This window comes from Candidatus Liberimonas magnetica (assembly GCA_020523885.1).
Lineage (GTDB): Bacteria > Elusimicrobiota > Endomicrobiia > Endomicrobiales > JAFGIL01 > Liberimonas > Liberimonas magnetica.
On sequence record JAJAPY010000002.1, the window covers coordinates 288,672 to 301,743 of the forward strand.

A 13,072-nucleotide genomic window follows, 5' to 3' on the forward strand; every position below is an offset into this window, starting at 1 on the left:
AAGAGGTATTGTCATCGCGAGGTCGCTTTGGCGACCGTGGCGATCTCGACGTTGCAACATCATTTTTAGATTGCTTCTCCCGCTTTGCGGTATCGCAATGACAGATAGGGAACCCTGCGGAAGCCACAGAAAATTGCAAGTTAAAAATTGTGATAGGACCTATTAATGCAGCAAAAAATCGACATTGTCTTGATCAATCCGGGTGACAGAAAATATAACTACCAGGCGCTCGGCCTAGACCTGGCTGCCATCGAACCTCCTTTCTTGATAGCAGTGACCGCCTCATACCTCAGGAATAAAGGGTTCAACGTTGCAGTAATAGATTCGAATGCTGAAAATATAACACCTGAAGAGACGGCAATGAAAGTGAAGCGGTTAGACCCGTTTCTTGCAGCAGTCATAGTTTACGGTTCAAACCCTCAGGCATCGACTCAGAACATGACGGTTGCAGGAAGGATATGTAAAGAAATAAAAAACGATACGCCGTCCAGGGTTATAATAGGCGGGCTGCACCCTTCCGCACTGCCAAAACAGACATTAGAAGAAGAAACTGTGGATTTTGTAATTGAAGGCGAAGGGCCTTATACTCTTGAATCTTTGCTTGGAATTTTAAAAACAGGTAAAAGTGATTTCAAAAATATCCCAGGTCTTTGGTATAAGGAAAACGGTAAAACAAAAAATAACGGCAGGGCTACTCTCATCGGAGACCTTGATGAAGTATTGCCTATAGGGGCGTGGGACCTTCTGCCGATGGATAAATATAAGGCGCATAACTGGCATTGTTTTGACGATATTGAGAACAGGAAGCCTTACGGAGCTATCTATACAAGCCTGGGGTGCCCGTTCTCATGCGTGTTTTGCTGCATTAATGCGCCGTTCGGAAAGCCGGGAATCCGTTACCGCAGCCCTAAATTGGTTGTTGACGAATTATCCCTGTTAAATGAAAAGTATGGTGTAAAAAATGTTAAGATAGCGGATGAATTGTTCATTTTTAGTAAAGAGCATTATATGGCTATCGTAGACCTCATCATAAAAAGAGGGCTTAAGCTTAACCTGTGGGCGTATGCAAGGATAGATACGATCGACTTTAATTTCTTGAAGAAAATGAAAGAAGCCGGCATAAACTGGCTGGGTATTGGCATAGAATCTGCCAACGAATCTGTCCGCGACGGGGTTCATAAACAAATGCGCAGAAAAGATATAGTAAACGTAGTAAGGAAAGTGCAGGAGGCAGGCATAAGGGTGGGAGCAAATTATATTTTTGGATTGCCGGATGACACGATGCAAACCATGCAGGAGACTCTGGACATGGCATTGGAAATAAATTCCGAGTGGGCGAACTTTTCATGTGCTATGGCATATCCGGGCTCGAAACTTTATGAAATAGCTATTAAAGAAAAATTGAAGCTTCCCAAAGGCTGGCACAACTACTCTCCTTATGCCAAGGATATCTTGCCTCTTCCTACCAAGTATTTAAGCCCCGTAGAAGTTCTGCGGTTCAGGGACAATGCATTTAATAAATATTTTGGAAACCCTAATTATTTAAATATGATTGAAACTAAATTCGGTACAAGAGTAAAAGAGCATATACTTGCTATGACTAAAACAAAACTCGAACGGATTTTATTGCAATGAACGATAAAAAGATGTTGTTAATTTATTACAGGAATAAAGAGACCTTGAGCGAGGTTGGGAATATTTTGATAGACCTGTCTGCAAGCTTAGGCGGTTTTTTTATTGATTATAAAGACCTGTATTTTCAAAAAGGCAACAAAGGGACGGAAGGGTATATAGAAAGCTTCGTACAGGACAATAAAATAGACATCGTTATGTTCTGGAGTGAGGCAACCGGCTTTCATTTTAGCGTAGAATTCTTTGCGAAGTTAAGAAAAAACCTGTACACCGTGATGCTTGTCGGGGATACAGAATACTATTTTGAGGTAAGGGACAGGTACTATGCACAAGCCATGGACCTGGTAGTTGTTTTTAATAAACCATGCATAAGTTATTATAAATTGATAGGCATAGAAGCGATAGTCTGCTATAGTTTCTTTGACGGAAAATATTATAAGAAATATCCCGGTCTTAAAAAAGATATGGATGTTTCCTTTGTAGGCCTGCATTCCTGCCACAGCAGGCGCTTAGAGTATCTTGAATATTTAAAAGCCAACGCTATACCCGCCGTAAGTTATGGGCCGAACTCAGTTAACGGGCCGGTAAGTGCGGAACGTCTGGTAGAAATCATAAACAAAACTAAGATCAATCTGAATTTTACCGACGCTCTTGATTCAACGCGCCTGACAAGGAATTTAAAGGTACATAAATTGTTAAAGCAGCCAAAAGGACGTATTACACAGGCCGCACTCTGCGGCGGGTTTGTGCTGTCCGAGTATGCTTACGGTATAGAAGATACTTTCGAGATCGGCAAAGAGATAGACGTGTTTTACAGCAAGGACGACCTTTTGGAAAAAGTAAGGCACTACCTGAAAAATTACGATAAAAGGGAAGCTATGGCCCTAAGCGCCTACAAAAAAGCCGTTGAGCTCTACGACGGAAATAAAGGCATACCACAGCTTTTTAATAAAATAAAAGAGATGTCTATTAAAAAGCGGCAGGGGCAGAGAAAACTTTACCTGGATAAAGTCTTTATTGCGAATTATTCCACTTTCAGGGTTTTATTGATTATAAAATTCTTAAAAAGGCTGCAGCTGGGGTATGCCGTAGAAGAATTTTTATTGCTTTTAAAATGCAGGAAGTTAGACCTGTACCAGGTGCTGGTATTCATAAAAGAAGAAATAATCGACAACATAGCTCCGGTCAGACGATTCCTGAACTATTGTAAGCGGCCATGAAGATACTTTTAATATTCCCGAAATGGACACAAGAATACGGAATGATAACTTACTTTGCCAGAAAAGCGTCTGTCTGGCCGCCTTTAAACCTTGCATATCTTGCAGCTATAGCCGAAGATCAGGGGCACACTGTAAAGATAATAGACGGCGAGGCCGAAGACCTACCGGTTGAAAAGATGGTCGTTGAAGCCGGAAAATTTGCGCCCGATATTATCGGTATGACCGCTACTACGCCGTTCTTCAGGTTTTCGCTTGAGCTTGCAAAGCGCCTTAAATCAAACTTTAGCAAAGTACCCATAGTTATCGGCGGGCCGCATATATCGGTCTTGAAAAAGGAAGCTTTTTATGATTGTTTCGATTATGGCTTCATAGGAGAATCCGACGGGTCCTGGCAGCTTTTTTTAAAATGCATAGAAAATAAAGGAGATATAAGCCAGATAAAGGGGATTCTATACAGGGAAAAAGAAGAAGTGAAGTTTACCGGCCAGCCTGACCTGATAGCGGATGTAGATTCAATTCCTGTACCTGCGCGGCATTTGTTAAAACTTAACCGGTATAATATAGGCACGCTGCACGGCACTAAGAATTTTACTACGGTAATGACTTCAAGAGGGTGCCCGTTCAAGTGTATCTTCTGCAGTACTGATGTCTTTGGCAAAAAGCTCAGGCAAAGGTCAATAGGCCTTGTAATTGACGAGATAACTTCGATAATATCGAAGTTTAACATAAGGCATATTATATTCCTTGATGACACATTAACTATAGACAAAAAGTACATAATGGAGTTATGCGATAATATAATAAGCCGAAAGTTGAACATAACGTTCGACTGCGGGACAAGGGCAAACCTTGTAGACGAAGAATTGATAAAAAAAATGGCAGAGGCAGGCCTTATCAGGATATCCTTCGGCCTTGAGTCGGTAGATGAAAACATAAGAAGGATAATGAAAAAAGAGGTGCCGCTTGAAAGTTATAAAAAGGCCAATGAAATAACCAATAGGTACAATATCGAAACGTTAAATTCGTGCATGATAGGCCTCCCGGGAAAAACGAAGGAAACGGTGCGCAACACCCTTCATTTCCTTAGGAGTTCAAAAGAAATAAAACAGGCCAATATAAGCATTGCCGTGCCGTATCCGGGGACCGAACTTTATGAGATGGCAAAGAAAGGCGAGCACGCCTTGAAACTGGAAACAAATGATTTTTCAAAGTTCATCCGGTACGGCGGCGCCGTTATGTCGGTCGGCAGCCTGTCACCGCAGGAGCTTATCAGGATACAGAACGATGCTTTTATAAGCATATATCTGGCGCCCTGGAGATGGGTACCGGTCTTAAGGAAATCCGGCGTGATAGGTTTGTTCCTTACGTTTTTGAGGTTCATAAAAAGTTTTCAAAGGGTGATCTTAAACACGGACGGATTTTTTTGGTTCAAAGACTGATATAGTTGATATTAATTTGGAGGCGGAAATGGAAGAAGAGAAAATAATTAAGATGCTCAGCGACCTTAAGCACCGCGTATTTCCGAGGCCTTTTGAAAGGTTGGCTGTTTCCGGGAAGAACCTGACTGGTGTTGAAATAGGGGTATATAAAGCAGACCATGCCGAGAGCCTTCTTGAGAATCTGGATATAAGACGGCTCTATTTAGTCGATCCCTATAACCTATACGGGGATTATGACGCGGGCAAAGCTCATTATGGTATAGACCAGGACCCTCTTGAGCTGGCAAAAAAAGAAGCTGTAAAACGCTTAAGCAGGTTCTCAGATAAAATATCCTGGGTTTACAAGAAATCATCGGACTCGATGAACGATATACCGGACGGCCTTGATTTCGTTTACCTTGACGGTAATCACGGAGAAGCTTTTGTTAACGAGGAATTAATAAATTTTTACCCTAAAATCCGCAAAGGCGGTGTTATAGGCGGGCACGATTTTTATAACGGATTTTGCAGGGAACATGACGGAGTAGTCCAGGCAGTCACCAAGTATGCCGTAAAAAACGGGCTGGTTCTACAGGTTGAATTGCCTGACTGGTGGATAATAAAATAGAGGTAAATAATTATGCAGTCAATTTTTGGCGATAAAAATTTGTTATTGCTGTATTGTGACGATAACAATCAGAATCATAAATTCCACCTGGATATATTATCCGAATACTTCAAGGAAAGCTTCAGGTTAAATATCGTCAAACAGGTTATTGATAACGGGATAGGAAAAACTCAGGATCATATCAGGCACATAATCGATAATAAAGGTATTTCGGTAGTTATCGTATTCCCGTACGTGACCAATTTCGATATCCCTGTGGAATTTTATGCCTCGCTCAGAAATAAAGTGAACCTGGCCCTCTGGCTGTTCGATGACGACCAGTATTTCAATGCCTATAATAAATACTATGCCCAGGCTTTCGATACTCTGGCTACGATGGACTACTTAAGCGTATTTGCCTACAAGAACATCGGGATACCTGCAGTGCTTTATTTTGCATCGCATTTAAAAGAACGTTACCATCCGGTAAACATAAAAAAGGATATAGATGTATGTTTCGTAGGTGACTGCAAAAAGAACGACCGTATGGAATACATTCAGTATCTCGCGGAAAATAAAATAAAAATAAAGGCTTTTGGCAGAGGGTCAAATTACGGTTTCCTCGAATGGGATAAATTCTCGGAGACTTTTTCAAGAAGCAGGATAAACCTTAATTTTACAAAGATAGATAAACTTAACTGGCTGAATAAAGATGACCCGCTGTTGAAAAATGCAAGGCAGGCAAAAGCAAGGCCGATAGAAATAGCGCTGACGGGCTCGTTCTGCCTGTCAGAATATTCTCCGCAATTAAACGCTATGTTTGAAATAGGAAAAGAAATAGACGTTTTCGGAAACAAAAAAGAACTTCTTGAGAAAGTGAACTATTACCTGTCCAACCCGGAAAAGCTGGATGAGCTAGCAAAAAATTCTTATCAAAGAGCCCTAAACAACTACGAAAGCAGGGTCTATATACCTCGCGTCTTAAATGAGTTCCAAAAAGCTTTTAAGAGGGATAATATAAATTATTTTGATAAAGATAAAATATATTTAAGCAACAGTTTTAAGTTAAAATCAATAATCGGGTTGACTTTTACGGTTTTTGTCCAACTTTCCAGGCTTAAGCTGTTTAATGCTTTGGAAACATTTTTGGGGCTGTTTAAATACGGGCCCGTTTTATTTTTAAAAGGGTTTTATTTGGGCGCTATAAGGGTATTTGCTAACAGGTGGCACAAATATTTCGCAGCAAATTAAGGTTTAAAAAAATATTATTAAAGGGTGTAAAACATGAATAAAATAAGGTATCCGTTCGGAACGATAACGATTACCAAAAAAGCGAAAATACTGGCAAACAAAATACTTAACTCAGGAAGGCTATCAGGCGGGAAATATGTAAGGGAATTTGAAAAAAGGTTCGCAGAGCTTGTCGGGACAAAAGAGGCTGTAGCCGTATCTTCCGGCACTGATGCCGACACACTGGCTATGGCTGTGCTTTATGATTACGGCGCAAAAAGAGGAGATGAGGTAATAGTGCCTGCCTTGTCATTTGCCGCCACGGGGAATTCCGTGCTGCATGCGGGGTTTATCCCGAAATTCGTAGATATAAAAAGGCATACCCTTAATATAGATGAAACAAGAATAGAAAAAGCCGTAACCAAAAAAACAAAGGCTATACTGGCTGTCCACCTTATGGGCAAACCGGCTGAAATGGACACTATAAATAAGATAGCAAAAAAACACGGCCTTCTGGTTATTGAAGATGCCGCTGAAGCTCAAAGCGCTGTTTATAAAGGGAAAAATATCGGAACTATAGGCGACATGGCTGCTTTCAGCCTGTACATTGCACATATAATTTCAACAATAGAGGGGGGCATAGTAACCACCAATAATACACGGTATGCCGAAATCTTGAGGTCTCTAAGGGCGCACGGAAGGGCCTGCGACTGTAATATCTGTGTGCTTAACACAACCGGGGCAGAATGCAAAAAAAGGTTTAAATACAAAACCGATATCCGTTTCATTTTTGAGCGTATAGGTTATTCTGCAAAGATGAACGAGATAGAAGCAGCCGTAGGGCTTGGCTATCTTGAAATATATCCTGAGATATTCAAAAAAAGAATGGATAATTTTGTTTATTTAAACAAACAGTTTAAACAGTTCAATAATTATTTATTTACAATCGTTCAAGAGCCTTACGAAAAAATGGCTCCCTACTGTTTTGCGGTTATACTTAAAGAGGGGGTAAAGTTCACCCGCGATGAGCTGGTCAGTTACCTTGAAATAAACGGCATAGATACACGGACGCTTTTCCAGTCTATGCCGACCCAGTGCAAAGGGTTTGAATTCTTAGGCTACAAAACCGGCGAATTTCCCGAAGCAGAATACATCGGTAATAACGGTTTTCATATAGGCACACACCAGGATATCGCAAAACCTCAGATAGATTATTTTATCGCATTGCTGGATAAGTTTTTGAAGAAAAAGTAAAAAGAATGGAAGGAATGTTGAGTCAAAGAAAATAAGCCAAGTTTGTCAAGTCTGACACGGAAATCCGGAAATTGATGTAAAAAAGGTGTCATTCCCGAAATTTGTTATTGGAAATATGGGACATACTACAATAACAAGTCAAGAGCGTAGCGCACCTGTCCCAGAATTTGGGGCAAAAAATTAGTAATATAGCTTTAAAGAACCGATGGTCTTTCACAACAGAAGGAACGAACCTTGAAATCGTTGTGTAAATCCTGCGTTAAAGATAAACTTTACGCTGATTATACTTTACCCTAAGTGAAAAGTTCCGGTGAAAGCCCCAAATTGTCCCCTACAGGGTCAAACCCTAACGTTGTCTAAGACGGGGTCATCCACCGGAACATTAAATTGATTTATATCAAACGGCGCATTATTTTTAAGCATAACGAAAGCAGTTCGAAGGAATTTTTCAACGAATTTGATTTTAAGTTTAGCTTTAGCAGTTTTTGAATTACCCCGTTCTTTCAATTTGTCCTGAAACATTTGCCTGATAATCTTGTTTTTTGCTATGGCAATATTTGCGGCTTGGCATACGGCATAACGAAGCAGGGAATTCCCTTTTTTAGATATTTTCTCTTTACCCTGGAATTTACCGGATGACATGGTTTCTATATCCAGGCCTGCGAATTTAGTGATTTGCCTGTCACTGATAAAGTTGTCAATGTTTATGTTTGATTTAAAAACCGAAGTGGTAAATATGCCATAACCGGGGATAGACAATAATTGACGGTAAACATCGTCTTGCATACAGAAGGCAAACAGGATTTTATCTATTTCAGCAATATCTTTTTTCGTTCTTTGAATATCACGGGCAATCAATTTGGATTCAAGTATTATTGCTGACGGCATAGGAAAGCCAATAGATGTTTTAGCGGCTTGCCAGGTTTGGGTCAATCGTAAATATCTTTTACTTTTTTGGCTAACTGACAATGAAAAGATGCTCATAAAATACTGAAAATCCATTTTTTTAATGTTGTCACTGGAAGGGCAATGCTCAAGCAAAGTTAAAACATCAGGGTCTTCGGCGTTAGGGAATATATTTCCGAGTTCTGGAAAATGGCAAGTCCAGATATTATTTTGAATACGTGTTTTAAGCGATGTTTTTGTTTTCATTAACCGTTGCCTTAGAAGCAAATACTTGCGAATGTTTGAGGCTTGCGTGTTTTCATCACGGTAGAACATGATTTTGCCCTGGCGCATTAAATCTGCGACATTATAGGCATCGCGAGGGTCATTTTTACCCCAGCGGCCGCCGTCAATAGTTTTACGGTTGCTTTTAGCGGCAACAGAAGATACATAAACCACCAGATAGCCTTTGCTTTTCAGATATTCGGACAAAGGCTTATGATAATTAGCTGTTGGTTCAACACCAATGATAACACTTTTAAGGTTATTCATTTCCATTGTTTGCTCGATTTTGTAAGTGAACTTTTGAAAATCTTCAAGATTATGATTAACATAGTATTTTCTTAAAAGAATTTCCTTTTCTATGTTATAGAAACAGGCAACTGACGAATTTTTAGCTGCATCAATACCGATAAGCAGATAATCCTTGTTCTTTTGAATCTCTGGTCTTACTTGACGAAACTGTTCGACTTTGGATATACTTTGCATGAGCCGCCTCCTTGTTAGGTTTGTTCTTGCAAACTTACTCTAACACAGGTGGCTCGCTTTTTTCAAGTTCTTAGCTCTTTCTTTTAAAGTTTAAAATGATTTTTCAAGGTCTTTTTAAAATCAATGTCGACTGCTCTAAGGGGAAATCCTTTCCCCTTAAACCCCTTGGATTACATCTTAAACTACAAAGAAAGACCTAAATTCATTATACAACGTTGTTCGGCATTACGGTATTGGAATGAATACCGAATTACCTAACTACGTCCCCAAGACCCAAATCTTTTCAGGTGCCAGTTTAATTAAAACAATTACCGATGCTGAATTGGTAACGAAATAAGGGACAAATAAGCAATTGTTAGCAACAAGGAACCATTACCGGCCCCGCGGCGGTAATGCAAAATATAAATAGGAGAGGTTATGAAATTCGGATCATGTCTGGCGGCAGGGTTGTCTATGCTGGTTGTTTTATGCTGTGGAGTTTCTGCAGATACGCACCTGAATATTCAAAACAATTTTGGCTACACAATTGTAGACGTAGGTAAAGCCATGGATATACCCGCGCTTTCTGACATTACCGGGCAGGGGCTGAATGACTGGGATCAGTTTAACTATAGAATACTGGGACAGCTTATAATCGACAAGTCCGATAAGCTTTCCTGGGGGCCTGAAATTGGTTTGCACAGGCTTTATTACTGGGAGGAGAAATACAAACCGTTATCGACATCCAGCCAGAGATGGCGCTCAGGCGCTGTATGGAGTTTTGAGGCAGGAGCTGTGATGCGTTATGAGCTCGGCCAGAACTACTATTTCTTGACCGGCATTGCGCTTCATAATTTCCTGAATGATTCAGGGACAACGCTTGGTGTACCGATTGCTCTCGGCCATGAAATAAAAATGTCCCGCTCGTTTGGCGTGCCCCTGGAGTTCCGTATGGACATAATATTCGGCAACAGCACCCCGATAGGCATCGGCGGCGGCATAGGCCTTAAGTTTAAGGTAAAATGAAATAAAACAGGGTAACCTGGCAAGACAGAAAAATGCGGGAATTTCTGCCTGCATAAGTCAAGTTTGTCAAGTCTGACACGGAAACACAAAAAGTTAGTGAAGTTAGAGAAGCCTGACACCGAAAGCGACAGTTAGAGAAGCCTGACACCGAAAGCGACACCGAAAGCTATGGGAATTCGGGGGACACAATACTTATTTACGTCTAAGAATGTGACTTATTCAAAAGAAAACGGTGTCGGAATTCTCTAACTACACTAACTTTAAAAGTATTTAAATAGAGGCATTCAGAAGAACATAACTAATTTTAGAGTAAAATATGGTAATAGTATTGCAATGTTAAGCCAAATATATTACAATAGTGTTGTAATGTATTTGGGAGGTTTAAAATGGACACGAATTTGTTAAAAAGGTTAATCGTTGAACATAAAGAAAAGTTTTTGCTGAAAAGCGGTGAATTAATAGAAAGGGAAGTAAGTGTAGCCGCAAATAAACTGCTGTCTCAAAAAGAAATAATTGTTATTATGGGCGTCAGGCGCTGCGGGAAATCTTCCCTGATGAGAATGACCGCTCAAAAGCTTTTAGATACCGGAATAAAAAAAGAGAACATCCTGTATGTAAATTTTGAGGATGAAAGGTTTATTGACTTTGACTATAATGATTTTGACGCGTTGTATGAGTCGTTTCTGGAATTAAATAAACCGAAAGGTAAAAAGTATTTTTTCCTGGATGAAATACAAAACATAAAGTCATGGGAGAAGTGGGTCAACAGGCTGTATGAGTTTGAGGATGTAAAGATATTTGTCACCGGTTCTAATACGTCTATGCTAAGTTCTCATGTTTCATCGGCATTAACCGGCAGAAACAGGCAGATCACGATGTATCCATTCTCTTTTACTGAATTTTTAACTTTGAAGAAAATAGATTTTAGTAAAAACGACCTTTACAGCAGAAATACAAGGTTAAGCTTAAAGAACAGTTTGAATGAATATATCCAATACGGCGGGTTCCCTGAGGTGGCAAAGAACGGGGATGCTTCCCTGCTTGAACAATATTTTAAGGACATACTTTACAGAGATGTAATCGCCGGCCACTCAATAAGAAATTCAAAAGAGATTAAAGAACTTACCCTCTATCTTGCCTCAAATATCGGGTCAATATACAGTTATAAAAACCTGAAAGAAATGATAGAGGTTAAGAGTTTGAATACAGTGAAAAATTACATAGATATTCTCGAAGGGGTGTTTTTGTTTTTTAGGCTGGATATTTTTGATTATTCAATTAAACGGCAAATCTTTAACCCGTCAAAAACATATATGGTTGACCATGCGCTTAGCAGTGCAGTCGGGTTCAAGGTATTTGATAACAACAGCCGCATTTATGAGAACATAGTTTATACCGAGCTATTGAGAAATAATAAGGAAGTGTATTATTGGAAATCAAAAGCAGGAAAAGAGGTTGATTTTTTAGTTCGGGAGGGGACGAATATCTCTTCTGCCATACAGGTATCATTTTCTGTAAAGGATAAAAAAACAAGAGAAAGAGAGTTGTCCGCTATGTCTGAGTGTATAGACACGCTTAAGCCAAAATCTATTTATCTTATTACTGAAAATGAAGAAGGTGAAGAAAAAGTAAAAAACAGCAAGATAAAGATCGTTCCGCTTTGGCAATGGCTTGCAAGTAAAGGGATTGATTAATCATAGGGGGATTATGGTTGATTTCACAACTTGTTAACAGTAAAAGAAGTTAAGCACATGTTTCTTAATTTAACACGCCTGATTTGAAATGCTTAATTGTGTAATATTAAAGTGCAACTTGACATTTGCACAGTTATATAAGAGAAGATTTTGACTGTTCCTATGAATCATCAGAATTAGATGGAGGGTTTGGATGCCTGAGGAAATTCGGTTGGTGGATGTGGGGCTTATAGACTTGCCTAAGCATGTAAGGCAGCATGACAGCGGGAAAGTGGATGAGCTGGCACAGGACATGAAAGAGATAGGGCAGCTTCAGGATATCGTTGTTGCTAAAAAGGGTGAGGGCAGGTATGAGCTTATAGCCGGGCAGGGCAGGCTGTTGGCAGCAAAACGGCTTAACTGGGCGCAGATAAGGTGCCTTGCGGGACGGCCTTTCAGAGTATGACAAGGCCCGTATTACCATTTCAGAGAACGATGAACGGGAGGACTTGCTGCCGGTTGACAGGGGGCTATCATATAAATGGGCCATGGAAGCAGGGGGTAAAACACAGGAAGCTCTGGCTGCGGACTTGAAGAAGACACATGCACATGTAAGCCAATATGTCGCTGCTGTTGAGCTATCCTGGCCTGTCCGTGAAATTGTAAATCGATTTACAATTGGCATTGCCCATATTAACCAGATATCGCGCCTGCCTAATCAGGAAGCACAAATCGCTATGGCTGAAAGGGTGCATAAAGAAGAGCTTTCAGTAAAACAGCTTGAAAGTTTGGTGAATAAGGCATTATCAACAACAGGGGACATTGGGCAGGGGACGGGGGACAGCGGGGGCGATGCCAAGCCTCAAAACAAGAAAATGTATATAAAACCAACGAAAAGCGGATTTTGTGCTACACTGAAATTTGACAGAAAACGTGATGATGCCGAGCAGGCTATAGCCTTTACCAATGACCTTATAAAACAGATAAAGGAACAGGTTGAACTGGCGAAGAAAGAAGAAAAAGATAAAGGTAAAGATAAAGTAAGAGATGCCAACGAACGGGCTGTCCAACAAGCCAGGGAGCTTCAACGCAGTTTTGATGAGCTTAAAAGGATGAATAATCCGCAAAACAGTAATACAGAAGCCGTGCCTGCAAAGCCATCTGATGAAGTGTCGGGTAATCCGTTTGCCATGTTTGGAGATGCTCAGGCAAACGATATCATTAATAACATGCAGCAGGCATTGTCTATGCCGGGTATAAGCGAGGCTGATGCCGCAAGGCTTAAAGAAGGAATACAAAAAATGCAGGAGATGCTGAAAGTAACCCGAAAAAGCAGGTAGGTAGAGTGTAGGAACTATGAACTCCGAACACCGAACTACA

General features: G+C 40.3%; 11 protein-coding genes. 10 read left to right on the forward strand and 1 reads right to left on the reverse strand.

The features are described from left to right. Positions 1–165 precede the first annotated feature (165 nt). From LHV68_02720 to LHV68_02745, 6 genes are read left to right on the forward strand one after another with little or no spacing between them, the layout of a single operon-like run. On the forward strand, positions 166–1,635 hold the full coding sequence (locus LHV68_02720; protein ID MCB4790778.1) for a B12-binding domain-containing radical SAM protein: 1,470 nt from the start codon (positions 166–168) through the stop codon (positions 1,633–1,635). After that, positions 1,632–2,852: a glycosyltransferase gene (locus LHV68_02725; GenBank protein MCB4790779.1), complete on the forward strand. Its 1,221-nt coding sequence runs from the start codon at positions 1,632–1,634 to the stop codon at positions 2,850–2,852. Before LHV68_02720 ends, LHV68_02725 begins: the two co-directional genes overlap by 4 nt. After that, a complete protein-coding gene (locus LHV68_02730) occupies positions 2,849–4,291 on the forward strand; it encodes a B12-binding domain-containing radical SAM protein (protein ID MCB4790780.1) in 1,443 nt (480 codons plus the stop codon). Before LHV68_02725 ends, LHV68_02730 begins: the two co-directional genes overlap by 4 nt. A gap of 28 nt (positions 4,292–4,319) precedes the next feature. Continuing rightward, positions 4,320–4,898 carry a class I SAM-dependent methyltransferase gene (locus LHV68_02735; GenBank protein ID MCB4790781.1) on the forward strand — a complete coding sequence of 193 codons (579 nt, stop codon included), beginning with the start codon at positions 4,320–4,322 and terminating at the stop codon, positions 4,896–4,898. 12 nt (positions 4,899–4,910) lie between these two features. Then, positions 4,911–6,128 (forward strand): glycosyltransferase, encoded by a 1,218-nt coding sequence (locus LHV68_02740; protein ID MCB4790782.1) that lies wholly within the window; start codon positions 4,911–4,913, stop codon positions 6,126–6,128. A gap of 33 nt (positions 6,129–6,161) precedes the next feature. Further along, entirely contained in the window at positions 6,162–7,361 is a 1,200-nt protein-coding gene (locus LHV68_02745) for a DegT/DnrJ/EryC1/StrS family aminotransferase (protein ID MCB4790783.1), read from the forward strand. 339 nt (positions 7,362–7,700) lie between these two features. Here the strand turns inward: LHV68_02745 and LHV68_02750 are convergent, their stop codons facing one another. Then, complete coding sequence (locus tag LHV68_02750; protein MCB4790784.1) at positions 7,701–9,014, reverse strand: IS110 family transposase; 1,314 nt, start codon at positions 9,012–9,014, stop codon at positions 7,701–7,703. A gap of 417 nt (positions 9,015–9,431) precedes the next feature. Here LHV68_02750 and LHV68_02755 point away from each other — a divergent pair, with 417 nt between their 5' ends. From LHV68_02755 to LHV68_02770, 4 genes are all read left to right on the forward strand, one after another. Continuing rightward, positions 9,432–10,019 (forward strand): hypothetical protein, encoded by a 588-nt coding sequence (locus tag LHV68_02755; protein ID MCB4790785.1) that lies wholly within the window; start codon positions 9,432–9,434, stop codon positions 10,017–10,019. 386 nt (positions 10,020–10,405) lie between these two features. Next, the gene (locus tag LHV68_02760; protein MCB4790786.1) at positions 10,406–11,713 is read left to right on the forward strand and encodes an ATP-binding protein; all 1,308 of its coding nucleotides are present in this window, start codon (positions 10,406–10,408) and stop codon (positions 11,711–11,713) included. A gap of 193 nt (positions 11,714–11,906) precedes the next feature. After that, the gene (locus LHV68_02765) at positions 11,907–12,158 is read left to right on the forward strand and encodes a ParB N-terminal domain-containing protein (protein MCB4790787.1); all 252 of its coding nucleotides are present in this window, start codon (positions 11,907–11,909) and stop codon (positions 12,156–12,158) included. After that, positions 12,133–13,032, forward strand: a complete 900-nt coding sequence (locus LHV68_02770) for a hypothetical protein (GenBank protein ID MCB4790788.1) — start codon at positions 12,133–12,135, stop codon at positions 13,030–13,032. Before LHV68_02765 ends, LHV68_02770 begins: the two co-directional genes overlap by 26 nt. Positions 13,033–13,072: the final 40 nt, after the last annotated feature.